Genomic DNA, 23,489 nt, shown 5'->3' on the forward strand with positions numbered 1-23,489 from the left:
CCCGCCGGGCGTGCCACCTCGCGGTGCGGTGGCACGCCCGGCGCGGCCCGTCACGCACCACCGCCCCGGCGGCGTCCGGCGCGCCCGCCATCCTCGCCCGTCGGCGGTACCGGTGACCCGGCCGGCATCGGGACGCTAGGCGCGGGCCTTCTCGACGATCGGCTCGTCCCAGTCGACCCGGTAGCGGTAGACCGGCTCGTTGGCGCGCACGCCGAGCCGGAGGAAGAGGGGCAGCACCACGTCCCGCGCCGCCCGGCCGAGCGCGGTGGCCGGGACCTTCTGGTTGCCGGTCCGCTGGGCGGCCTTGACCAGCCGCTCCACCCGTCCCCGGCGCAGGCTCTCGAAGGCGGCGAAGGCGGCCCCGGTCTCCGGCACGTCCCGCAGGCACTTGGCCAGGACGACGGCGTCCTCCATGGCCAGCGAGGCGCCCTGCCCGACGTGCGGCGAGGTCGCATGGGCGGCGTCGCCGACCAGGCAGACCCGACCGTGGTGCCACCGGGGCAGGCTCGGCAGGTCGTGGATCGGCCAGCGGCCGATCGGTCCCGTGGTGGACCGGAGGATCTCGGCGATCGGCGCGTGGTCCCGGTCGTGCCGGGCGAGCAACTCGTCGCGCCACTGCCGGTCGGGGACGGCCGCCAGGCGGTCCCGGTCGGGCTCCTCCCGCTCGGCCTGGTTGGCGAACCAGTAGACCTCGCCCGAGTCGGCCACCTGGTACCCGAAGAAGCCCCGGCGGCCGAAGGTCATCCGCATCACCCCGTCGGGCGGGCCGGCGGCCGGGGTGCGGGTGAAGCCGCCGCAGTCGACGACGCCGGTGTACCGGGCCTCCGGCGCGCCGGCCTGCCCTCGTGGATCACGGGTACGTGGCCGGCCCGCTTGAGGAACATGGCCAGCACCGGGCCGGCGATGCCGCAGCCGATGATCAGGACGCGCTTGGGATCTGCCCGATGACGGTGGGTCATACCAATATTCTGACAAGAATACTCGAACTAGAGCAATCGTCGGTCGACGGCGGGCGCCGCAGGGCGGGGCCGGCGGCTTTGGTACGTGGCTGGCCGGGGTGGAACACTCAGCCGGGAGGTTCCTGATGCCACGACGCAAGGTGGGCAACCCGCTGGCCCTGGCCGTCCTGTCCTGCCTCTGCCAGCGCCCGATGCATCCGTACGAGATGTCGCTGACCATGCGGGAGCAGCACCACGACTCGGCCGTCAAACTCAACTTCGGCTCGCTCTACGCCGTCGTCGAGGCACTGGCCAAGGCCGGCTTCATCGTGCCCATCGGGGAGAGTCGCCAGGGCGGCCGACCGCAGCGGACGGTGTACGGGATCACCGACGCCGGCCGCGCCGAGCTGCACGACTGGCTCCGCGAACTGCTCAGCCAGCCGGCCAAGGAGTACCCGCTGCTCAGCGCCGGGCTGACCTTCATGACCGCGCTGCCACCCGGGGAGGTGCTGGCGCACCTGCGGCTGCGCATCGGGCACCTGGAGGAGTCCGTCGAGCAGGCCCGCGCGCAGCTACGGACCTTCCGGGAACAGCCCGGCACGGCGACGGTGGCCGAGGTGTTCCTGGTGGAGGACGAGTACCAGCTCGCGATCCAGGAGGCCGAGCTGACCTTCGTCCGCCGGCTCGCCGACCGGATCGCCGACGGCTCGTTGCCGGGTGTGGCCGAGTGGGCGGCCTTCCGCACCCGGTGAGTCACCTGAGTCACCCACCCGGCGGCAGCTCCGCCTCCCCGATCCCGCCGTCAGGCGGAAACGCGGATGGCGGTGCGTCGGGGTGCGGGGTTCGCCCCGGTGTCCCCTGCGGCGTTCGTCGACGCGCTGCCGCATCCGCGGACAGGCGCACACGGAGCGGGGGGTACACACGGAGGGGGGTGCACGCGGAGCGGGGGGCCGGGCACGACAGGCGGCTGCCCCGTCGGGGCTCAACCCGGGATCGTGATCCGCCCCTCGACCGCGCCGGTGGCGATGTCGCTCCGGTGGTGCGCCCCGGCCAGCGTCACCCCGTCGACCAGGGCGTACGCCGCGTCGCGGGCAGCGGCCAGATCCGCGCCGGTGGCCGTGGCGCAGAGGACCCGACCGCCGGAGGAGAGCAGTTCCCCGTCCGGCCCCCGCCGGGTGCCGGCGTGGATGATCCCCGGCTGGTCGGCACCGGTGATCACGTCACCGGTACGCGGCGTACCCGGGTAGTTCTGCGCGGCGAGGACGACGGTGACCGCTGCGCCGCCGCGCCAGCGCAGCGGCGGGTGGTCGGCGAGGGTGCCGGTGGCGGCGGCGTGCAGCAGCCCGCCCAGCGGGGTCTCCAGCAGCGCGAGCACCACCTGCGTCTCCGGGTCGCCGAACCGGGCGTTGAACTCGATCACCCGGGGGCCGGCGGCGGTGATCGCCAGCCCGACGTAGAGCAGCCCGGCGAACGGCGTACCCCGGCGGCGCATCTCGGCGAGCGTCGGGTGCACGGTGTTCGCCATCACCTCGTCCACCAGGCCGGTCGGCGCCCACGGCAACGGCGTGTACGCCCCCATGCCGCCGGTGTTCGGCCCGGTGTCGCCGTCACCGACCCGCTTGAAGTCCTGTGCCGGGAGCAGCGGTACCGCCGCCTCGCCGTCGGTCACCACGAAGAGCGACACCTCCGGGCCGGCGAGGTACTCCTCGACCACCACCCGGCCGCACTCCCGCGCGTGTGCCAGCGCGGCGGCCCGGTCCTCGGTGACCACCACCCCCTTGCCGGCGGCCAGCCCGTCGTTCTTCACCACGTACGGCGCGCCGAACTCGTCCAGCGCCCGCGCCGTGCTCTCCGCGTCCTCGCAGGTGTACGCGCGGGCGGTCGGCACACCGGCGGCTGCCATCACCTCCTTGGCGAACGCCTTGGAGCCCTCCAGCCGGGCCGCCTCGGCGCTCGGCCCGAAGGCCGGGATGCCCTTGGCGCGTACCGCGTCGGCGACCCCGGCGACCAGCGGCGCCTCCGGGCCGATCACGACCAGGTCCGCGCCGACCTCCACGGCCAGCGCGGCGACGGCCGCCGGATCGGTGGCGTCGACCTGCCGCAACTCGGCGACATCGGCGATCCCCGGGTTACCCGGCGCCGCGATCAGCCCCTCGACCCCCGGATCACCGGCAAGCCCCAGGGCGAGCGCATGCTCCCGCCCCCCACCACCAAGAAGAAGTACCCGCACGCCGACGCATCCTACCCACCCCCCAACCCCACCCCCCTCCCCCTCACCCTCCCCACCTCCCCTCCCTCCCCCCGCCCCGCGCGGCGCGCCCCGCGCGGCGATCATGGAGTTGGCGTGCATCCCGTGGCGGGAGAGCTCCGCCAACTCCATGATCAACGGAGTCGGGCGGCGGCGATGGCGGCCCGGACGGTGTGCGGGATGTAGTCGGGGGAGAGCGTGTCGGACCAGGTGAAGCGCAGGACGGTGTAGCCCGCGCCGACGAGGCGGTTCTGACGCTGCCGGTCCGCGAAGATCGCCCGTGGCGTGTCGTGCGGCCCTCTGCCGTCCGCTTCGGCGATCACCCTGGCCCGACGCCAACCCAGATCACCGATGCCGAGCAGGTAGCCGTCGACGTCGCGGACCGCCAGTTGCAGGACGTCCGGTGGGACCCGGCCGTCCACGCAGCGCAGCCGGGCACGGGTCTCCAGTGGCGACTGTGCCCGGCCGTCCGCCTGGGCCAGGTACCGCCGTGCCGCCACGGCGCCCCGCCGGCCCCTGAGCAGCGCGCCGACCGCCCCCAGGTCGTCATCGGTGATCAACCGCTGGTTCAGCGCCGAGTCGAGGACGCAGACCGCCGGGAAGCGGGGAACCCTCAGGATGACGTCGGCCACCGTACGCAGGGGTACCGTGGCCGGGATTCCGGCCACCGACAGCACCGAGCCCGGCGGGTGTTCGAGCTGGTGGAGGACGATGGCCGGGTCACTGACCCGGGCGATCCGGGCGTGCCGACCGGGCAGGCCGACGTGGATCTCGTCGCTGCGCGGCAGCCCCGCGATCCCGTGCAACTCGGCTGCCGTGTCGAACACCAGCCGCGCGTGCGGCCCCAGCGACAGCACGGCGGCCCGGACTCGGCACCGCCGCGACACCGCACCCCGGTCCCGTGCGTCGGTCAGGTAGACCGCCCGCGCCACGAGCCGCCACCTGCCGGACGAGACCAGATTGTCCACGTCGTGCCGACTGAGCCCCGCCCGCCGGGCCTGGGCCCGCGTGACGAGCCCGTCCTGCCGTCCCGCGAACCCCCTGATCCCATCCTCGACCCCCATGGCCCACCACGCTGACCCACCACCCCCACCCTCCGCACCCCCTGTGGATAACCCTGTGGACAACCAGCCGGGCACAGGTGTTGATCATGGAGTTGGCGGCACCTCCCGGGCCGGGAGGTGCCGCCAACTCCATGATCAACGGTGCGGGAGGGGGAGGGCGGGAGGGCGGGAGGGGGCGGGGGGGCGGGGGTGGGGGGGTGGGGGGGTGGGGGGGTGGGGGGTTAGGGGAGGAGGGGGTGGAGGGTGACGTTTTCCTGGCGGCCGGGGCCGACGCCGACGACGCTGATCCGGGTACGGCACAGTTCCTCGACGCGCTGGATGTAGCGCTGGGCGTTCTCCGGCAGGTCGTCCCAGGTACGCGCCTTGCTGATGTCCTCCCACCAGCCGTCCAGCTCCTCGTAGACCGGAGTGGCGTGGTGGAAGTCGGTCTGCGTCATCGGCATGTCGTCGAAGCGCTCGCCGTTGATCTCGTACCCGACGCAGATCGGCACCTTGGCCAGGCCGGTGAGCACGTCGAGCTTGGTGATCACCAGGTCCGTGACGCCGTTGAGCCGGCAGGCGTACCGGGCGACGACGGCGTCGAACCAGCCGCAGCGCCGCTCCCGGCCGGTGGTGGTGCCGTACTCGTGGCCGATCGTGCGCAGGTGCTGGCCGTTGTCGTCGAACAGCTCTGTGGGGAACGGGCCGGAGCCGACCCGGGTGGTGTACGCCTTGCTCACCGCGATCACCCGGTTGATCGCGGTCGGCGGGATGCCGGCGCCCACGCACGCCCCGCCCGCCGTCGGGTTCGACGAGGTGACGAAGGGGTACGTGCCGTGGTCCATGTCGAGCATGGTGGCCTGGGCACCCTCCAGCAGGACGATCTCGTCCCGGTCCAGGGCGTCCCAGAGCATCGCCCGGGTCTCCGCGATGTACGGCTTGAGCCGCTCGGCGTACTCCAGGTACTCCTCCAGCACCGCGTCGACGTCCAGCGCCTTGCGGTTGTACACCTTGAACAGGAGCTGGTTCTTCTCGCGCAGCGCCAGTTCCAGCTTCTTGCGCAGGATGCCCGGGTCGAGCAGGTCCTGGAGCCGGATGCCCATCCGGGCGACCTTGTCGCCGTAGGCCGGGCCGATGCCCCGGCCGGTGGTGCCGATCCGGGACGAGCCGAGGTACCGCTCGACCACCCGGTCCAGCGCCCGGTGGTGCGGCATGATCAGGTGCGCGTCGCCGGAGATCCGCAGCCGGGAGACGTCGACCCCCCGCTCGGCGAGCCCGTCGATCTCGGAGAGCAGGACCTTCGGGTCCACCACCACCCCGTTGCCGATGACGATCATCGCGCCGGGCGACAGCGCCCCGGAGGGCATGAGGTGCAGCGCGTACTTCTGCCCGTCAGGGGTGATCACGGTGTGGCCGGCGTTGTTGCCGCCGGAGTACCGCACGACGTAGTCGACCCGCTCACCCAGCAGGTCGGTAACCTTGCCCTTGCCCTCGTCGCCCCACTGAGCACCGATGAGCACGATCGCTGGCATCTTTTCCGCCTCCAGAAGGCTCGGGTGCCAGGTGGCGACCGGTTGGCGAGCCCGGGGGATCAGGTTAACAAGTAATAACGGCGTGGCCGGCAGGGGTCGCGACGGGAAGCGGGAGGCTCCTACCGTGTACGACGTGGTGTTGCTCACCCTCGACTCGGAGCGGAAGGCTCCGGGCGGGTGCGGCAGCGACGGAGCCTGCTGCGGTGGCCGCCCCGACGCCCCCGACCCGGACACCGGAACGACGCCCCCCGCCGACGCGGGGGCGGGCACCGGTGGGGTGGCCGGGGAGGAGCACTGCGCGACCCCCCGGGTGCCCGTGCTGGCCTGCACGGACGCGCTCACCGCCCGGGGCGCCCGGGTGGAGACGGTCACCGCCCGCTCGGACGCCGAGATCGACGCGGTCCTCGCCCGGTTCGACGGCCCGCCCCGCCCCGACGGGCTCACCTGGCCCGACCCGGACGGCAAGACCAGGCTCGTGGTCGCGGTCGCCAGTGACGCACAGTTGCGCGCCGTGCTGCGCCGGCTGGTCCGCCGGTACGCTCCGCCGCCGAGTCGCCGCCCCGACGACCTGGCCGGGAACCGTACCGTGCCGGACCTGCCGCCGGTGGGCGTACTCCCGCTCGACCCGGCCCGGAGCACCACGCACCGTGACCTGGCCGCGCAGCTCGGGCTGCCCCGCGACCCGGCGGCGGTGGCGGCGGCGGTGCTCGACGGCACCCCGCGCCGGCTCGACCTGCTACGCAACGACGGCGGCTCGGTGACCCTGGACGGCGCGCTGCTCGGCGCCGCCGACGACACGGGCCGCCCGCTGCCGTGGCGCGGCCGGGTCGAGGTGGACGACATCGTCCTCAGCACCGGGGACGAGCCGCTGACCGCCTGCGCGATCGGCAACAGCGGCGGGTACGCGCGGCTCGGCGACGTGGCACTGCTCAGCACGCCCGACCCGGCCGACGGGATGGTCGAGGTGGCCGTGGCCGTTCCCGTGGTCACCCGACGCGCGTTGGGCAGGAAGCGGGTCAGGCTGGAGGTACGCCGGGCACGGGGGCGGGCCGTGGCCGTGCACCCACGCGACGAACGCGTTCCCTACCTCGACGACGGCGTCGAGGCCGAACTGAGCCGGAAGCGGTCCTGGTGGGTCGAGCCCGGTGCCTGGGCGGTCTGGGTGAGCTGACCGGGGGCGTCCACGCCGGCTTCCGTCGGCGGGCCCGGTACCGCCCGGCAGCCTATCCTCGGGCAGGAGGAGTGGGGGAGGAACCGTGGCTGACGACAACGCCGACCGGATCCGTGGCTCGGCCCAGCATCCGGCGCCGGAACGGGACATCGAGCCGCTCTGGCCCCCGGAGCCCGACGGCCCGGTGCCGCCCGACGGACACTGGCCCGGCGGGGGTCCGGAGCTGCCGCCCACGGTCGACACGACCGCGTACCCGTCGCTCAGTTATCTGCCACCGCCGCCGGGGCCACCGGTCGTCCCCGGCCACGACACCGCCGGGGACGGCACGACGGCCGGCACGGCCGGCGGCGGTGCGCCGCCCGGGGGCACCGGTGGTCGGACCGACACGCAGGCCGCCGCCGTCGGGACGCCCGGGGAGTGGGCGATGACCGGGCCACCGAACGCGGGCTGGACGCCGATACCGCACAACGGTGGGGCGCACCCGTATCCCGCCACCCAGGCCGACCCGCCGGCACCGCCCCATGCCGCACAGGCTGACCCGGTGGTACCGGCTGACCCGGTGGTACCGGCGAGCGGCGCGGCGGCGGGGGCGGCCGGCGGGCACCCGGCAGGCGACGGGGCACCGGGGCCGCAGGCCACGCAGCGGGTGCCGGTCGACCTGAACGCTCCCTTCACGCTCGACGAGCCCAGCGCGGCGGCGCCGCCGGCCGGGGACGCGGTCGCCGCACAGGCGGCGGAGCAGGGCCCGGCGCGGGTGGCGGAGCAGAGCCCGGCGCGAGGTGGCGAGCAGGGCCCGATGCGGGCGGCCGAGCAGGGTCCGGCGCGAGGTGGCGAGCAGGGCACGGGGGGCGGCGGGCGGGCGCAGCCCGAGTCCCCCTGGGCGCAGCCGCCGCAGCGGGCGGGCACGGCGGCCGGCGACGGGCGCGGTGAGGCCGCTGCCGCCACCACCGAGCCGGTACGCGACGGCAGTGCCCCGCAGCCACCACACCCGCAGCCGCAGCCGCAGTTGCCGGGCCACCAGCAGGCGGCGTCGGGTCAGCAGGCGACGGCCGACCCGCAGCTGACGGTCGACGCGCCGGCGGTGCCAGCGGTGCCGCAGGAACCACGGGCTGGCCGGCACCGCCCGGTGATCCCGCAGCAGCCGGTCGCGCCGCAGCAGGGTGGAGCGGAGCCGGTCGCGGCGCACCCCGCACAACAGCACCCGGAGCAACAGCACGCCGCGCACCAGCACGCCGCGCACCAGCACCCAACACACCTGCACGCCGCGCACCAGCATCCGGGGCAGCACCCGCCCTACGGTTCCGGACCGGAGCAGCAGCCACCCGGACCGGTACCGCAGCAGCCGTCACCGGGGCCCTGGGCCGCGCAGGCTGCCGGCGGGTGGGCGGGTCCAGCACCGTCGTCGGCCAGCGGGTGGGCGGGGGCGGTGCCGCCGCAGCCGGCCGCCCCGGGGCCGGTGCCGCCGACTGCCGAGGCGGGAGCCACCGAGGCAGGAGCCGCCGAGGCGGGAGCCACCGAGGCAGGAGCCGCCGAGGCGGGAGGCCGGCGACCCGGTCCCCTGCCCCCGACGTTCAACCCGCCCGGCCCGGTGCCCACCGTGCCGCCGCCCGGCCCGGTGCCGCCGGTACCGGGCCCTGGGCCGGCGACCGCTGTCGCGCCACCCGGCCCGGTTCCCCCGGTGCCGCCCGGTCCGGTCCCGCAGCAGGGGGGCGGGTGGTACCCGCCGCCGTGGCAGCCGGGCGTCGGGCAGCCGGGTATGCCGGTGGGACAGCCGGGCATGCCACCGGTACCGGGGCAGCAGGCGTACCCGGAGCCCGCCTGGACGCCGGAGACGGGGGCCCCGCCGACGGCCGAGGACTTCGCCCGGCGGCGGCAGATCCGGCCGCCCGAGCCGGTGGCGACCGTCGGCTTCCGTGCGGTGATCAACAAGACCGGTCTGGTCAAGTTGCCGCCGGGCCGGCACGAGCAGGAACTGCGGCGGGACATCGAGATGGTGCGGCGCAACTTCGGTGGCCTGCGTCAGGTGACCGTGGTCAACCCGAAGGGGGGCGCGGGCAAGACGGTGGCCATCCTGCTGCTCGCCATGACCTTCGGGCAGAAGCGCGGCGGGTACGTGCTCGCCTGGGACAACAACGAGACCCAGGGCACCCTCGGGATGCGGGCCCAGCAGGACTTCCACTCCCGGACGGTGCGCGACATGCTGCGCGACCTCGGGCAGTTCCAGGGTGCCCACGGCCGGGTCGGCGACCTGTCGCAGTACGTCCGCTCCCAGGGTGAGGGCATGTTCGACGTGCTCGCCTCGGACGAGTCGGCCACCGGCGGCGAGATGCTGACCGCCTCGGCGTTCGCCGAACTCCGGGAGGTGGTCAGCCGGTTCTACAAGCTGATCTTCGTGGACACCGGCAACAACGTCCGGGCGCAGAACTGGCAGGCCGCCATGGACGCGACCGACCAGTTGGTGGTCACCATGTCGGCGCGCAACGACTCGGCGGAGACCGCCGCCCGGATGCTCGACCACCTGGAGCAGAGCGGCCGGCAGCGGCTGGTACGGCAGGCGGTGACGGTGGTGTCGATGCCGCCGTCCCGCAAGGAGATCGACCTTCCGGCGATCCAGCAGCACTTCGCGGCGCGGACCCGGGCGGTACTGCTCGCGCCGTACGAGCGGCTGATCGACTCGGGGGAACCGATCCGGTACAGCGGGCTCTCCTCGGCCACCCGGGACGCCTGGCTCAAGATCGCCGCTTCGGTCGCCGAAGGGCTGTGACCTGCCGGCCCGGACCGGTCCCGGGCCGGGTGGACCTGCCGGCCGGGCCGGTGCCGGGCGGTGACCTGCCGGCCCGGACCGGCCCCGGCCGAGTGGCACGGGCCGGTCCGAGGGGCACGGGCCGTCCGGTCCGGCGGGTCGGTCAGTTGCTGGCCAGGGCGTCCCCGGCGGCGGGGTCGCAGTCGCGGAGGAACTGCGCGCAGCGGGCCGCCTCGTCCGCCTCGCCGATCTCACCGGCGGCCCGGGAGAGCACGTACAGGCAGCGGAGGAAGCCCCGGTTCGGCTGGTGCGACCAGGGCACCGGGCCGTGCCCCTTCCAGCCGCTCCGGCGCAGTTGGTCGAGGCCCCGGTGGTACCCGGTCCGCGCGTACGCGTACGCGGTGACGGCCTGGCCGGCGTCGAGGGCCCGGCTGCCCAGCACCGCCCACGCCGCGCTGTGCGTCGGGAAGCGGGCCGCTACCTCCGCGTACGCCTCCTCGCTGGCCGCCTGCTCGGCGGCGGCCAGGGCGGCGTCGGCCTCGGCGTGGGCGGGGAGAAGAGTGGCCGGGGGCTCCGGCAACAGGTTCTGCATCGCCCCATTCAACCCGCTTCGCGGCCAGGGGCGCGAGGGGGGTTGGCCGGGTCGCCCCACCTGAACGGCTGATCGGCCCGCGACCGGTGACCAATGCCGCTGGTCGGCGCCGTCGACTACAAAAGGAGGTCCGGAGCCTCCCCAGGAACCGGAACACCCAGGAGCCCGGCGGTGGCCACCGCCGGGCTCCTGCCGGCCCGGGTCCGCCGGGCCCGTTCCGGGGGTGCCGGGGGCACGCGGTGGACCGGGCCGGGAGAGGCGCGGCGCGGGTACCGGCGGCGGGTTGACCCGTCCGGGCAGGATGGCCTGGTGCCGACCCCACCACCCGCGGACATCATCGAGCCGCACACCGCCCCCGCCGAGATCGAGACCCGGGCCGCCTTCGACGAACGGCTCACCACCGGCAGCCTGACCGGGCTGACCGTGCAGGGCCTGCGCCTGGACGTGGACCCGGTGCCCGACCTGACCCGGATCGAGGTCGCCGGGACGCTCTTCATCGGCTGCAAGTTCGCCTCCCGGGAGGTCGGGGCGGACCTGGTCCGGCGCGGGGCGAACGTGGTGCCGCCCTTCTCCGACCTGCCCTACCCGACCCAGCCCTCGCACCTCTACACCCCGGAGGAGTTGGCGGCCGGGTTCGCCGAGGGCGGCTTCGCCGGGATGTACGACACCCGGGTGTACGAGCACTTCCGGGCGCACGGGGGCGCGCTGCCGGAGGTGAAGGAGGCGCTGGCCCAGCGGCTGCACGACCACGGGGTGGACAACGCGCTGGCCGACGCGACCCGGTCCTGGCTGGCCACCCACGGGCCGCAGTCGGTGGTGGGGATCATGGGCGGGCACGCGGTGCCGCGCGGCAGCGTGCCGTACCGGATGGCGGCCACGCTCGGGTGGGAGTTGGCGCGGGCCGACCGGCTGGTGGTGACCGGCGGCGGCCCCGGGGTGATGGAGGCGGCGAACCTCGGCGCCTACCTGGCCCCGCACCCGGTGGAGGAGCTGACCACCGCGATCGACCTGCTCGCCGGGGCGCCCGACTTCACCGACCACGACCGGTACACGGCGGCGGCGCTGGCGGTCCGCGAGCGGTACGGCCACCGGGCCGGCGTCGGCGCGCAGCCGGCGGGCGGGGCGGTGGCCCCCCGGCAGCGGCCGGCCGGCCCGGACCTGGACTGGGCGCGCAGCGGGGGCCTGGCCATCCCCACCTGGCTGTACGGGCACGAGCCGGCGAACCTCTTCGCCGGGCGGATCGCCAAGTACTTCTCGAACGCGATCCGGGAGGACACCATCCTGCGGCTGTCCCGGGGCGGGATCGTCTTCGCCCCCGGTCGCGCCGGGACGGTGCAGGAGGTGTTCCAGGCGGCGACCAAGACGTTCTACGGCACCGACGGCGACAGCGGGGCGTACGTCTTCCTCGACCGCACCTACTGGACCCGGGAGCTGCCGGTGGAGGCGCTGCTGCGCCCGCTGCTGGCCGCCTCCCCGTTCGGGGACCTGGCGAAGACCATCCACCTCACCGACGACGTCCACGAGGCGGTCCGGGTACTCACCCGCTGAGGTGCAAGGAAGGGCCCCTTCTTAACGCCCCGGTGGTGAGAAGGGTGCCCTTCTCTACCGTAGGCGTTAATAGGGGGCCCTTCCTTACAGCCAGGTCACTTCAGCTTGGTGCCGGTGGAGCGCAGGTGCTCGCAGGCCTCGACGACCCGGGCCGCGAGACCCGCCTCGGCGAGCTTGCCCCAGGTGCGCGGGTCGTACTGCTTCTTGTTGCCGACCTCGCCGTCGACCTTCAGCACCCCGTCGTAGTTGCGGAACATGTGGTCCGCGACCGGGCGGGTGAAGGCGTACTGGGTGTCGGTGTCGATGTTCATCTTCACCACGCCGTAGTCCAGCGCCTCGCGGATCTCCTCCAGCAGCGAGCCGGAGCCGCCGTGGAAGACCAGGCTGAGCGGCTTCTCCTTGCCGTACTTGGCGCCGACCGCCTCCTGGATCTGGTTCAGGATCTCCGGGCGGAGCTTCACGTTGCCCGGCTTGTAGACGCCGTGCACGTTGCCGAAGGTCAGCGCCGCCATGTAGCGGCCCTTCTCACCGAGGCCGAGCGCCTCGACCATGGCCAGACCGTCCTCGACGGTGGTGTAGAGCTTGTCGTTGATGGCGTTCTCGACGCCGTCCTCCTCACCACCGACCACGCCGACCTCGATCTCCAGGACGATCTTGCCCTCGGCGGCCCGGTCGAGCAGCTCGGCGGCGATCTGGAGGTTCTCCGCGACCGGCACGGCGGAGCCGTCCCACATGTGCGACTGGTACAGCGGGTCCTCGCCCCGGGCGACCCGCTCCTTGGAGATGGCCATCAGCGGGCGGACGAACTTCTCCAGCTTGTCCTTGGGACAGTGGTCGGTGTGCAGGGCGATGTTGACCGGGTAGTGCTTCGCCACCTCGCGGGCGTACGCCGCGAAGGCCACCGCGCCGGTGACCATGTCCTTGACCGAGGGGCCGGAGAGGTACTCGGCGCCACCGGTGGAAACCTGGATGATGCCGTCGCTCTCGGCGTCGGCGAAGCCCTTCAGGGCGGCGTTCAGCGTCTGCGAGGAGGTGACGTTGATCGCGGGGTACGCGAACCGGCCGGCCTTGGCGCGGTCCAGCATCTCCGCGTAGACCTCGGGGGAAGCGATGGGCATGTCGAACGCTCCTTACTTACCGCTCTCGGCCGTCAGGCCGCTGTCTTCCATGGGTGCGCCGGACCGCACTGTCCACCGCCGGAAGTATCCCGCAGCAACCGCGGTCGGACACAACCGGCCCGTCACCGCCGACCCAGGCGGTCCGGTACCACGATGCTGATCAGCCAGCTCACCACCGCCACCACGATCGCGCCCCAGAACGCCGGCCAGAAGCCGTCCACCCGGAACGGCAGGTCCAGCACGCTGGCGATCCAGTCGGTGAGCAGGAACAGCAGCGCGTTCACCACCAGCGCGAACAGACCGAGGGTGAGCAGGTAGAACACGCAGCCGACCACCTTGATGACCGGCTTGAGGACGGCATTGACCACGCCGAAGATCAGCGCCACGACGACCAGGGTGAGCGCCGTGTTCGTCCCGGACCGGCCGCCCACCTCCACCCCGGGCACGACGAGGGTGGTGACCCACAACGCGATCGCGGTGGTCGCCAGCCGGATCAGGAAGCCCACGGCCTCATCCTGGCACCGGCACCCCTGGTCGGGGGCGGCAATCGGCCGACCGGTACCCCGCCCGGCGAGCGGAGACCCGGCCCACCCCGTACGGTGTGGGTAGGTTTCCGCCGTTATCAGGGAGGGACGATGGCTCAACCCGACGAGGACTTCGCCCCGAGCGACCACCTCACGCCGGACGAACGCGACCCCGAGGCCCCGGCCGCCGACGCCGTCGAGCAGGCCACCTCCACCGATCCGGCGGACGCCGACAGCGAGCCGCACCGGGGCCTGGAGGTCGGCGACTGGGACGCCGTGGAGCAGGCCCGGGTGGTCGCCGGCGACGAGGACGACTACCGCTGACGGCAGCGGGCCGGCGAGCCGTTGCGGCAGATGTGGTGGGCCGTTCGGTTCATTGACCGGTGTCGCGTCCCACGAGGGCAGCCGTCCCGGCCGCGAACGCCTACGATCCACGGGCCACCCACCGAGGAGCCCGTGATGCGCAAGCACTCGACCCGGCGGCTGCTGGCCGGGCTCGGCGTCGCCGCCGCCCTGGTCACCACCGCAGCCGCCCCCGTCGCCGCCGCGCCGGAGCCGGCCGACGTCCGCCCGGCCGTGGAGTTCGGCCTGTACGCCAACAGCGTGCTGCTCGCTCCCGGTGGCCCGGCGAAGCACGTCACGCTCACCGCGCTGGCCGACCGGCCGCTGCCCGAGTTCACGGTCACCGTGGACCGCAGCGGTGTCGACGGGTTCGCCGAGGTGACCGTCCCGACGGCCGACTGCACGGCGGACGGCGCCGTGCTGACCTGCACCGTCAACAACGAGGAGGAGCCGGTGATGAGCCTGCTCCACCTCGCCGTGACGCTGCGGCCGGACGCCGGGGCGGGTCAGCGGGGCGAGTTGGCCTTCACGGTCGCCGAGCGGGGCGGGGGCCGGGCCGGTTACCGGTCGACGGTCGCCGTCGGCGAGGGCGTCGACCTGGTCTCGCCCGCCCAGGTGGCGCTGAGCGGTCGGCCCGGCGCCACCGTGCCGGCCCCGCTGACCGTCACCAACCAGGGCGAGCAGGCCGTCGGGCAGCTCGTCCTCTACGTCGTCGGCAACTACGGTCTCGCCCCCGCCACGCGGTACCGCAACTGCGAGTACGCGACCGGGGGGCCGCACCACTCCACGCCGGTGATGTTCGCCTGCACCTTCGAGCGGACGCTGGCGCCGGGCGAGACCGTCCGGGTCGACACCGGGTTCGGCTTCGCCCTGCCCGGCGACTCCTGGGCGCCGAACACCCAGCACGGCTCCGCTCTCTGGCTCACCCCGGCCGACTGGGCGGCGCTCCGCTCGCAGCACGCGCCGGTCGACCGGATCGGCGAGAACGGCACCGACGGGGTGCTGGGGCTGGGGCCGGTGACCCGGTCGCAGCAGCGGGAGCGGGCGGCGGGTGACCCGCAGTCGGACGTCGACCCGGAGGACAACGCGACCGCGATCACGATCACCGTCCAGGGCGACCAGCGGGCCGACGCGGTCGCCGCCGGGGCCCGGGTCGACACCTCGGTCGGCCGGACCGTCCCGGTCACCGTCGGGTTCACCAACGCGGGGCCGGCGGCCCTGGCCACCTGGGGTACGCGCGGCTTCTACACGATGGTCGACGTGGCCGTACCCGAGGGCACCACGGCGGTCCGGGCCAGCGAGCACTGCCGTACCGACGACGACCAGGGCGAGGAGCCCGGCCGGCCCGGGGGACGGCGCTACACCTGTTACCTGCCCGGGGTGCTGCGCGTCGGCGAGCGGGCCGAGTTCCCGTTCTCGCTGCGTGTCGACACGGCGGGCCGGCACACCAGCACGGTCGAGCTGCTGCACCTCGGTGTGGCCGACGAGTTCGCCCGGGACCTGGACCCGAGCAACGACACCGCGACGATCGTGGTCGACACGACCGGCCCGGACGGCGGTGACGACGGTGACGGCGGTGACGGCGGCGGACTGCCGATCACCGGTGCCCCGGTCGCCACCATCGCCGGGGTCGGCCTCGCGCTCGTCGTCGTCGGGGCCGTCATCTTCCTGGTCACCCGACGTCGGGGCACCGGCGGCTGAGCGCCGGGCCGACGTGCGGTACCGGCGACCGGGCGCCGGCCGGGGCGCGGCGTCGGCGCGGAGACACCCGGGGCCGGGCGGCGGCGCGCCTAGACTACGGACGAGCCGCCGCCGGGGCAGCGGGACCGTCGACCCACCCGGCGGACGTCGCACTCCCACCTGGCCCGACTCGGAGGTCGCCTCGTGCCGACGCCCACCACTCTCGCCCTGGGCCCGGACTGGCTCGATCCGGAGTTCCTGATCTCGACCTTCGGGCTGCTCGGCATCCTCGCCATCGTCTTCGCCGAGTCCGGCCTGCTGATCGGCTTCTTCCTGCCCGGTGACTCGCTGCTGTTCACCGCCGGCCTGCTCACCGCCGACGGGCAGTACATCACCTATCCGCTGTGGCTGGTCTGCCTGCTGATCACCATCGCCGCGGTCGTCGGCGACCAGGTCGGGTACGCCTTCGGCCGCAAGGTCGGGCCGGCGTTGTTCCGGCGGCCGAACTCACGGTTCTTCAAGCAGGAGAACGTGGTCAAGGCACACGACTTCTTCGAGAAGTACGGTGCCCGCTCGATCGTGCTCGCCCGGTTCGTGCCGATCGTACGGACGTTCACGCCGATCGTGGCCGGGGTGAGCCGGATGAACTACCGCACCTTCGTCACCTACAACGTGGTCGGCGGCATCCTGTGGGGCACCGGGGTGACGGTGCTCGGGTACTTCCTCGGCCAGATCCCGTTCGTGAAGGCGAACATCGAGGCGATTCTGATCGCGATCGTGCTGATCTCGGTCCTGCCGATCGTGGTCGAGGTGCTCCGGGCCCGGACGGCCGCCCGCCGCGCCTGAGTAAAGACTCAGCGAATTCACCATCGTCGCAGCCCAGGGCCACCGAGGTTCCAGATCGATCACCGGTAGCCTGGTTGGCCACGTCACCGGGCCGCGTCCGGCGGTCCGGGCGTACGACGAACGGATGCTCCATGGCACTGGGTGAACGGATCGGTCATGTCTTCCGGGGGGCCGCCATCGGCGTGGCCGAGGCCGTACCCGGCATCAGCGGAGGCACGATCGCACTCGTCACCGGCGTGTACGAACGGCTCATCACCTCCGCCGGGCACGTGGTGAACGCCGTCCGCTACGCGGTGTCGGACGTACCCCGGGGCCGGGGCTGGCGGCGCGCGGGCCAGCAGATCGGCTACGTGCACTGGTCGGTGGTGCTGCCGGTCTTCTTCGGCATGGTGCCGGGCCTGCTGCTCGCCGCCAAGCTGCTCGAACCCGTGCTGACGGAGTACCCGGAACACACCCGGGGTCTCTTCCTCGGCCTGGTGCTCGCCTCGGTGGCGGTACCCGTCTCGATGGCGGGCCGACCGTGGCGGCTCGGGCACGTGGTGGCCCTGGCCCTCGCCGCGGTGGGCGCCTTCCTGCTGACCGGCCTGCCGCAGGCGGAACTCACGCCGCACCCGCTCGTGGTGCTGGTGGTGGCGGCGGTGGCGGTCTGCGCGCTGGTCCTGCCCGGGGTCTCCGGGTCGTTCCTGCTGCTCACCGTGGGCCTGTACGAGCCGACGATCACCGCGCTCAACGACCGGGACCTCGGCTACCTCGCGGTCTTCGCCACCGGCCTGGTGATCGGCCTGGCCTCGTTCGTGAAGCTGCTCCAGTGGCTGCTGGACCGGCACCGGCGCATGACGCTGGCGGTGATGGCCGGCGCACTGCTGGGCAGCCTCCGCGCCCTGTGGCCGTGGCAGACCGAGGAGCGGTCGCTGAGCGCGCCCGGCGACAACCTGCTGCCGATCCTCGGGCTCTTCCTGCTCGGCCTGGCCGTCGTCGGCACGATGTTCGTCGCCGAGCAGCGTCGGCTGCGCCGGGCCGCCCAGGAACTGACCACGCAGGAGTCCACCTACCAGCCGCCGGAGTCCTACCGGACGCCGGTCAACCGCTGACCCACCGGCGGACACCGCCCACCCCGGTGGCCGGTACGAGCCGGCCACCGGAGGTGACGGATACCGTCAGCGGGCCTTCTTGGTGGCCCGCTTGCGCGGCGGGGTGAGCAGATCGGCGATCGTGGCGATCGCCGACGGCACCAGCCGGTAGTAGGCCCACACGCCGCGCTTCTCCCGCTCCAGCAAGCCGGCCTCGGTGAGGATACGCAGGTGGTGGCTGACCGTCGGCTGGGAGAGGCCGAGCGGCGCGGTCAGATCGCAGACGCACGCCTCCCCCTCCGGTGCCGACTGGATCAGGCTGAGCAGCCGCAGCCGGGCGGGGTCGGCAAGGGCCTTGAGGACCCCGGCCAGCCGCTCGGCGTCGGCACGTTCGATCGGCTCGCCGGCAAGCGGCGAGATCTGAGGCATGGTCATTTCAGCCAACGCAGTTCCCACGTATTCCATCCTTCCACCAGCAGCATCGATCCGCCTGCATATCAGCAGATCCGAATCGGCAAACTTTTACGCCAGAAGGCCGAGGTCAGCCAACGTATAGGCGGCTCGATACGGCAGCCCGGCGGCTCGCACCGCGTCGCCAGCGCCTCGATCAACAATAACCGCCACACCCACCACCTCGGCCCCCGCCTCACGCAACGCCTCGACGGCGGTCAACACGCTGCCGCCCGTCGTCGAGGTGTCCTCCACCGCCAGGACCCGCCGCCCGGCCACGTCGGGTCCTTCGATCCGACGCTGAAGGCCGTGTGCCTTGCCCGCTTTGCGGACCACGAACGCGTCCAGCGACCGGTCGGTCGCCGAGGCGGCGTGCAGCATCGAGAGCGCGATCGGGTCCGCGCCCAGGGTGAGCCCGCCGACTGCGTCGTACTGCCAGTCAGCGGTCAGGTCGAGCAGCACCCGACCGACCAACGGCGCCGCCTGGTGATGGAGCGTGACGCGCCGCAGATCGACGTACCAGTCCGCCTCCCGGCCGGAGGAGAGCACGACCCGGCCGTGGACGACAGCCAGGTCAGTGATGAATTTACGCAGGTCGTCGTGGTCCCCCATGGGGGTAGAGGGTACTGCGCAAGTCTGGGAGCCGGGTGTGGGCCCCGCACGGGTCAGCCGAGCGGGCGACCGACGGTTGGCGATGCCTGGCTACTCTGTGCAACTGCAAACTGTCTCCAGTCGGACCGGGCCGGGCAGCCGGTGGCGACCGGCGGGCTCATCCGGGGTCGCGGGCGACCCGACCCCGGGCGTCCCGGGTGAGAGCGTGCAGCAGTCGCCGCGGGGCGTGCCGCAGCCCGGCCACGGCGAGCTTGTACCGCCACGCAGGGACAGAGACGATCTTCCCTTTATGCAGGTCACGGAGGGCTTCGGCGGCCACGTCGTCGGCCTTGAGCCACATCCAGCCGGGCAGCGCCGAGGTGTTGATACCGGCGCGTTCGTGGAATTCGGTACGGGTGTAGCCGGGACAGACGGCTAACACTCGGACGCCGAACGGACGGACCGACTGGCCGACCGATTCACTGAAACTGGTCACCCACGCCTTGCTCGCCGGGTACGTCGAACCCGGCATCACCGGACCGAATCCGGCAACCGAAGAGACATTTATCACTGCCCCATGGTGCCGCTCGGTCATCGGCCGCAGTGCCGCCTGGGTCAGCCGCAACACCGCGTGCACGTTGAGGCGTAACAGCCGCTCCTCGTCCGCCGGGGTGGAGTGGACGAACGACCGGTTGAGGCTGTACCCGGCGTTGTTGACCAGCAGGTCGACCGGGGGATCCGCGGCGATCCGCCGCTCGACGGCGGCACAACCGTCCCCGGTGGACAGATCGGCGGCCAGCGGCTCGACCCGTCGCCCGTGCCGCCCGGCCAACTCCGTGGCGACCGTGTCGAGCCGATCGGCGTCCCGGGCCACCAGGACCAGGTGCCACCCGTCGGCGGCGAGCCGGCGCGCGAAGGCGGCCCCGATCCCGGCGGTCGCTCCGGTGATCAGGGCCCACCGCTCGGTCGGGCTCGGGTCGGACGGCACGGAACGGACCTCACGGGACGGGCTGGTCGGGGGTCGCCGGGTGGACCAGGCGTTCGCCGCCGGCACACCGGCAGCGTGGTTACCACAAGGTAACCGAGGAGCCGCCCGACCGAAACCCCTGCGTCGACCGGAATCCATTCAGACCGGTTCCGCGTCCGGCACGGCGACGGCGTGCCGCACGGCACTGATCCCCCGGGCAGGCCTGACGGCTGATCCCCCGGGCAGTCCTACACGGCTGATCCCTCCGCCCAGGTCCCGGGTGCGACCTGTGCGGAGGGATCAGTCGAGGGTGCCGTGACGTGGGCGCGGCGGTCAGGAGGGACGGTCGGACGGCCCCTGGTCACCGGAGGCCGGCGGCTGGCCCGGCGGCGGCGTGGACTGGCCGGGGTACTGCGGGTAGCCCGGAGCACCGGGCGTCGGCGGGTAGCCCGGCGCGCCCGGGGCCTGCGGGTAACCCGGCTCGCCGGGGTGCTGCGGGTAGCCGGGGGTCGGCGGGTAGCCCGGCTGGCCCTGCGGGTACCCGCCGCCGGGGCCCGCCTGCGGCTTGCGGAAGAACTCGTTGGCCGCCGGCAGCGCCAGCAGGATCAGCGCCGCGAGCAGGGCGAGCAGCCCGATCACGTTGAGGGTCAGGGTGAGGCCGTTGTACCAGGACGGCAGTTCCGCCTCCAGGCGGCGCTGCAACTCCTCGGTGTCCAGGTCCGGGCTGCTGCCCTGGCTGCCGGTCACCCCGGCCGCGCCGCTGATCAGCCCGCCACCGGTACAGCAGACCAACAGGCCGCCGACCACCCAGGTGGTGATCCGGGACCAGTTCTTGCCCCGGTTGTTCAGCAGGGCCAGCACGAGCAGGCCGACTGCGAGCAGCACCGTGAAGACACTGGCGGCGATGGCGAACGCCACGCCCACCCCGGCGAGAGTGTCGGCGCCCTGGGGGTCCGCGCCCTGGTACGCGGACCGGAACGCCTCCCGGGTCGCGCTGATGGTGGTGAAGGACAGCAGCAGGTTGATCACCTGGGTGACGACGAACAGGATGATCAGATAGCTGGACACGGTGACGACGCTCGGGCGGGTACGCGCCGGCGGCGAGTTCTGCGGATCGACCACGGTTCTCCTCTCCTAGATCACTACACACCGTATCGAGTGGCAGCCAATCCGGCACGGCAAGCGGTTCGGCGACCCGCCGGAGCGGTCAGTAACCGCGCCACTCCGTACGGGCGTATTCCAGCACGTGCGGGTGGAGCAGGGTGGACGGTGGCACCTCGACCCGACCCCGGTCGGCCGGGAAGGTCGCCGCCGCGCGCAGCGTCGCCGCGTCGAGGAAGCGCAGGTCCGGCGCGTCGGAGGGCAGCCCCAGGGCCGGGGTACGGGTGCCGGGCACGGCGAGGTGGAAACCCCAGTCGCCGAAGGACGGCACGTCCACGTGGTACGGCACGGTGGTGAACCCGGCCTCCCGGATCGCCGCCTCGATCGACCAGTACGACCGGGGCGCGAAGTACGGCGAGCCGCTCTGCACCACGATCCGCCCGCCGTCGGCCAGCACCGCCCGGACCAGCGTGTAGAACTCGACGGTGTAGAGCTTGGCGGTGGCCGTCTCGTTCGGGTCGGGCAGGTCCACCACGATCGCGTCGAACCGGTCGGCGGCGTCGCGCAGCCAGGTGAAGGCGTCGGCGTGCAGCACCCGTACCCGGGGGTCGTCGAAGGCGTCCCCGTTGAGCCGGCGCAGTTGCGGGTCGCGGCGGGCCAGCGCCACCACCGCCGGGTCGAGGTCCACCACGGTCACCCGGTCCACGTCGGGGTAGCGCAGCACCTCCCGCACCGCGAGGCCGTCCCCGGCGCCGAGCACCAGCACCTCGCCCCGGCTGCCGGCCAGCGCCGGATGCACCAGCGCCTCGTGGTAGCGGTACTCGTCCAGGGAGCTGAACTGGAGGTCGCCGTTGAGGAAGAGCCGCAGGTCGGTGACGCCCCTGCCCGGCTCCGGCACCGACCGGGTCAGCACGATCTCCTGGTACCGGCTGCGTTCGGCGTGCACCACCGGGTCCCGGTAGAGCTGCTGCCGGGCGGTCACCTCGAAGTCCCTGGCGGTGACCCAGGCGTAGGAGAGGCAGAGGAAGACCACGACGGTGCCGGCGGTGAGCGCGCCCAGCGCCCGCCGGCTCAGGTCCCGCCGGAACACCGTGAAGACCAGCGCCACCCCGGCCACCGCGTTCACCGCGCCGACCACCAGCGCGCCCTTGAGCTGCCCGAACATCGGCAGCAGCAGGAACGGGAAGGCCAGCCCGCCGAGCAGCGCACCGACGTAGTCGGCGGCGAACAGGTCGGCGACCGCGCTGCCGGCCGCCTGTTCCCGGATCCGTTGCAGCAGCACCATCAGCAGCGGGATCTCGGCGCCGATCAGCAGGCCGAGCACGAACGCGGTGCCGACCAGCGCCGGGCCGTACAGGTCCAGCCAGGCGAAGGCGGCGTACAGGCCGAGCACGGAGAGCCCGCCGAGCAGCGCCAGCGCCAACTCGATCGCCGCGAAGGCGGCGGCGGCCCGGTGCTGGAACGGCTTGGCGGCCAGCGCCCCGACGCCCATGGCGAAGACCATCACGCCGAGCACGATCGACGCCTGCCCGACGCTGTCCCCGATCAGGTAGCTGCCGAGGGCGACCAGGGCCAACTCGTACACCAGGCCGCAGGCCGCACAGACGAAGACCGCGAGCAGCACGCTGGCGCGGGCCAGCCGCCAGTACGGCCGGGTCGGGGTCTCCGGCCCGGCCGCCAGCGGTGCGTCGGCGACGCTCATCGTCGCCTCCGCGGCGCGACGCGACCACGCGCGGGTGGCCGCCGACCCGGGCCGGGCGGGCGGTGCCCCGGCGCGGGCGGCCCCTGCCCCGGTGCGGTCCGGTCCGCCGGGCCGGCCGCCGCCCGCCGCTGCCGGCTGCGCTGCACCAGACCGACCACGACCAGCAGTACGGCCACCAGCAGCAGCCCGGCGACGGTGAGCAACTGCCCCCACCGGTCCCGCCACAGGTCGCTGCCGGCGGCGGCCAGCGGGGGCACCTGGTCGGCCGGTACGGGTGCGGTGGTCGCCAGCGGCTCCACCACGCCGGCCTCGGCGACCAGCAGGGGCAGCACGGTCGCCGCCCGGGTCACCGCCCAGCCCGGGTCGTCGACGAAGACCTCCCGGGTCAGCCCGAACCGCTCCAGCCGGGTCCGGAGCCCGACCAGCCGGGTGCGGTCCAGGTCCGGTGAAGTGGTCACCGTGACGAACGCCGAGTCGTCGAGTTCACTGCTGGCCGAGGTGTAGGTCACCCGCGCCTCGACCTGCACCCAGCGCGGGCACTGCGGGTTCTCCTCGACGCCGATCCCGACGCCGACGTTCGACCCGACGCTGACGACCTCGGTCGAGCTGTCGCTGAGCCGCCAGCCGTAGCAGAGGCCGTGCTGCTCGGCGGCGCGGGCCAGGATCGGCACCGTGTCGTCCCGCTCGGCGGCGGTGGGCGCCGGGACCCGGGTGGAGCCGTCGTCCCGGCGCACGATGCCGACCACGCAGGCACCGACGACCAGCACGGTCACCAGGGCCAGCCCCACCGTCGTCAGGCCGCTGTGCGCCGGTTTGGTCGCCGGCCGGCGGGCCTGGCCGGACCGCTTGCCGGCGGCCATCAGATGATCGCGGCTGCGATGATCGCGCCGGTGGCGAGGTGGACGGTGGCCGAGACCCAGACCGCCGGGTGCGGCTCCGGGTCGACCAGGATCTCGCCGAGCTTGCCGGGGGTCACCGCGTCCAGCAGCAGGAACGCCGCCGACATGATGACCAGGCCGAGGACGCCGTACGCGCCGGCCCCGATCAGGCCGATGGTGACGTCGTGCGAACTGGCCACGATCGCGGCGACCACGATGGTGCCGACCCCGAGCAGGTTCGAGGCGAGCAGCACGGCGGCGTTGCGGTTGCGGTGGGTCCAGATCAGCTCGTTGAGCCGGCCGGGGGTGGCCACGTCGACCAGGACGTAGCCGATGGCCATCAGCACGATGCCGACCGCACCGTAGGCGAGGCTGACCAGCAGGTCGTTCAGGAGGTTCTGCACA

General features: G+C 73.6%; 21 protein-coding genes and 1 pseudogene. 8 read left to right on the top strand and 14 right to left on the bottom strand.

The annotated features are described in order from the left end of the window. Positions 1-135: 135 nt before the first annotated feature. Entirely contained in the window at positions 136-744 is a 609-nt protein-coding gene (locus ACQUFX_RS24820) for an FAD-dependent monooxygenase (protein WP_428962675.1), read from the bottom strand. A 340-nt stretch (positions 745-1,084) separates the two neighbouring features. Here ACQUFX_RS24820 and ACQUFX_RS24825 point away from each other — a divergent pair, with 340 nt between their 5' ends. After that, positions 1,085-1,690 carry a PadR family transcriptional regulator gene (locus ACQUFX_RS24825; RefSeq protein WP_428962676.1) on the top strand — a complete coding sequence of 202 codons (606 nt, stop codon included), beginning with the start codon at positions 1,085-1,087 and terminating at the stop codon, positions 1,688-1,690. 230 nt (positions 1,691-1,920) lie between these two features. Here ACQUFX_RS24825 and purD read toward each other — a convergent pair whose 3' ends face one another. From purD to ACQUFX_RS24840, 3 genes are all read right to left on the bottom strand, one after another. Next, complete coding sequence (purD, locus tag ACQUFX_RS24830) at positions 1,921-3,168, bottom strand: phosphoribosylamine--glycine ligase (protein ID WP_428962677.1); 1,248 nt, start codon at positions 3,166-3,168, stop codon at positions 1,921-1,923. A 152-nt stretch (positions 3,169-3,320) separates the two neighbouring features. After that, positions 3,321-4,250, bottom strand: a complete 930-nt coding sequence (locus tag ACQUFX_RS24835) for a type IV toxin-antitoxin system AbiEi family antitoxin domain-containing protein (RefSeq protein WP_428962678.1) — start codon at positions 4,248-4,250, stop codon at positions 3,321-3,323. A gap of 221 nt (positions 4,251-4,471) precedes the next feature. Next, positions 4,472-5,761, bottom strand: a complete 1,290-nt coding sequence (locus ACQUFX_RS24840; RefSeq protein WP_428962679.1) for an adenylosuccinate synthase — start codon at positions 5,759-5,761, stop codon at positions 4,472-4,474. A gap of 124 nt (positions 5,762-5,885) precedes the next feature. Between ACQUFX_RS24840 and ACQUFX_RS24845 the strand changes: the two genes are divergently transcribed. After that, positions 5,886-6,932, top strand: coding sequence for a diacylglycerol kinase family protein (locus tag ACQUFX_RS24845; protein WP_428962680.1), 1,047 nt, complete (start codon positions 5,886-5,888; stop codon positions 6,930-6,932). Positions 6,933-8,286: 1,354 nt separating this feature from the next. Further along, positions 8,287-9,696: pseudogene (locus ACQUFX_RS24850) on the top strand (MinD/ParA family ATP-binding protein); the annotation flags it as partial. A 142-nt stretch (positions 9,697-9,838) separates the two neighbouring features. Here the strand turns inward: ACQUFX_RS24850 and ACQUFX_RS24855 are convergent. Continuing rightward, positions 9,839-10,267, bottom strand: coding sequence for a DUF3151 domain-containing protein (locus tag ACQUFX_RS24855; protein WP_428962681.1), 429 nt, complete (start codon positions 10,265-10,267; stop codon positions 9,839-9,841). A gap of 309 nt (positions 10,268-10,576) precedes the next feature. On the opposite strand from ACQUFX_RS24855, the gene ACQUFX_RS24860 reads away from it, so the two are divergent. Beyond that, positions 10,577-11,815: an LOG family protein gene (locus ACQUFX_RS24860; RefSeq protein ID WP_428962682.1), complete on the top strand. Its 1,239-nt coding sequence runs from the start codon at positions 10,577-10,579 to the stop codon at positions 11,813-11,815. A 95-nt stretch (positions 11,816-11,910) separates the two neighbouring features. On the opposite strand, the gene fbaA is transcribed toward ACQUFX_RS24860, so the two are convergent. Both fbaA and ACQUFX_RS24870 read right to left on the bottom strand, forming a co-directional pair. Then, positions 11,911-12,933 (bottom strand): class II fructose-bisphosphate aldolase, encoded by a 1,023-nt coding sequence (gene fbaA / locus ACQUFX_RS24865; RefSeq protein WP_428962683.1) that lies wholly within the window; start codon positions 12,931-12,933, stop codon positions 11,911-11,913. A gap of 122 nt (positions 12,934-13,055) precedes the next feature. Next, entirely contained in the window at positions 13,056-13,439 is a 384-nt protein-coding gene (locus tag ACQUFX_RS24870; protein ID WP_428962684.1) for a phage holin family protein, read from the bottom strand. A gap of 129 nt (positions 13,440-13,568) precedes the next feature. Here ACQUFX_RS24870 and ACQUFX_RS24875 point away from each other — a divergent pair, with 129 nt between their 5' ends. From ACQUFX_RS24875 to ACQUFX_RS24890, 4 genes are all read left to right on the top strand, one after another. Next, positions 13,569-13,781, top strand: coding sequence for a hypothetical protein (locus tag ACQUFX_RS24875; RefSeq protein WP_428962685.1), 213 nt, complete (start codon positions 13,569-13,571; stop codon positions 13,779-13,781). Between the two features lie 135 nt (positions 13,782-13,916). Further along, positions 13,917-15,500 (top strand): cell wall anchor protein, encoded by a 1,584-nt coding sequence (locus tag ACQUFX_RS24880; RefSeq protein WP_428962686.1) that lies wholly within the window; start codon positions 13,917-13,919, stop codon positions 15,498-15,500. Positions 15,501-15,683: 183 nt separating this feature from the next. Then, on the top strand, positions 15,684-16,325 hold the full coding sequence (locus tag ACQUFX_RS24885; protein WP_428962687.1) for a DedA family protein: 642 nt from the start codon (positions 15,684-15,686) through the stop codon (positions 16,323-16,325). Between the two features lie 131 nt (positions 16,326-16,456). Next, positions 16,457-17,416: a DUF368 domain-containing protein gene (locus tag ACQUFX_RS24890; RefSeq protein ID WP_428962688.1), complete on the top strand. Its 960-nt coding sequence runs from the start codon at positions 16,457-16,459 to the stop codon at positions 17,414-17,416. A 66-nt stretch (positions 17,417-17,482) separates the two neighbouring features. Here the strand turns inward: ACQUFX_RS24890 and ACQUFX_RS24895 are convergent, their stop codons facing one another. The 7 genes from ACQUFX_RS24895 to ACQUFX_RS24925 form a co-directional block, all read right to left on the bottom strand. Continuing rightward, positions 17,483-17,860: an ArsR/SmtB family transcription factor gene (locus ACQUFX_RS24895; protein ID WP_007454255.1), complete on the bottom strand. Its 378-nt coding sequence runs from the start codon at positions 17,858-17,860 to the stop codon at positions 17,483-17,485. Between the two features lie 57 nt (positions 17,861-17,917). Then, positions 17,918-18,457, bottom strand: a complete 540-nt coding sequence (gene pyrE, locus ACQUFX_RS24900; protein ID WP_067366958.1) for an orotate phosphoribosyltransferase — start codon at positions 18,455-18,457, stop codon at positions 17,918-17,920. 157 nt (positions 18,458-18,614) lie between these two features. Beyond that, positions 18,615-19,424 carry an SDR family NAD(P)-dependent oxidoreductase gene (locus tag ACQUFX_RS24905; RefSeq protein ID WP_428962689.1) on the bottom strand — a complete coding sequence of 270 codons (810 nt, stop codon included), beginning with the start codon at positions 19,422-19,424 and terminating at the stop codon, positions 18,615-18,617. Between the two features lie 312 nt (positions 19,425-19,736). Then, positions 19,737-20,525 (bottom strand): hypothetical protein, encoded by a 789-nt coding sequence (locus tag ACQUFX_RS24910; protein WP_428962690.1) that lies wholly within the window; start codon positions 20,523-20,525, stop codon positions 19,737-19,739. An 85-nt stretch (positions 20,526-20,610) separates the two neighbouring features. Next, entirely contained in the window at positions 20,611-22,206 is a 1,596-nt protein-coding gene (locus ACQUFX_RS24915; RefSeq protein WP_428962691.1) for a polyamine aminopropyltransferase, read from the bottom strand. Further along, positions 22,203-23,066: a hypothetical protein gene (locus ACQUFX_RS24920; RefSeq protein ID WP_428962692.1), complete on the bottom strand. Its 864-nt coding sequence runs from the start codon at positions 23,064-23,066 to the stop codon at positions 22,203-22,205. The genes ACQUFX_RS24915 and ACQUFX_RS24920 overlap by 4 nt, the downstream gene beginning before the upstream one ends. Then, complete coding sequence (locus ACQUFX_RS24925) at positions 23,066-23,488, bottom strand: DUF350 domain-containing protein (protein ID WP_428962693.1); 423 nt, start codon at positions 23,486-23,488, stop codon at positions 23,066-23,068. Before ACQUFX_RS24925 ends, ACQUFX_RS24920 begins: the two co-directional genes overlap by 1 nt. Position 23,489 lies beyond the last annotated feature (1 nt).

The organism is Micromonospora fluostatini (genome assembly GCF_050410825.1).
In the GTDB taxonomy this organism is placed as follows: Bacteria; Actinomycetota; Actinomycetes; order Mycobacteriales; family Micromonosporaceae; genus Micromonospora; species Micromonospora rosaria.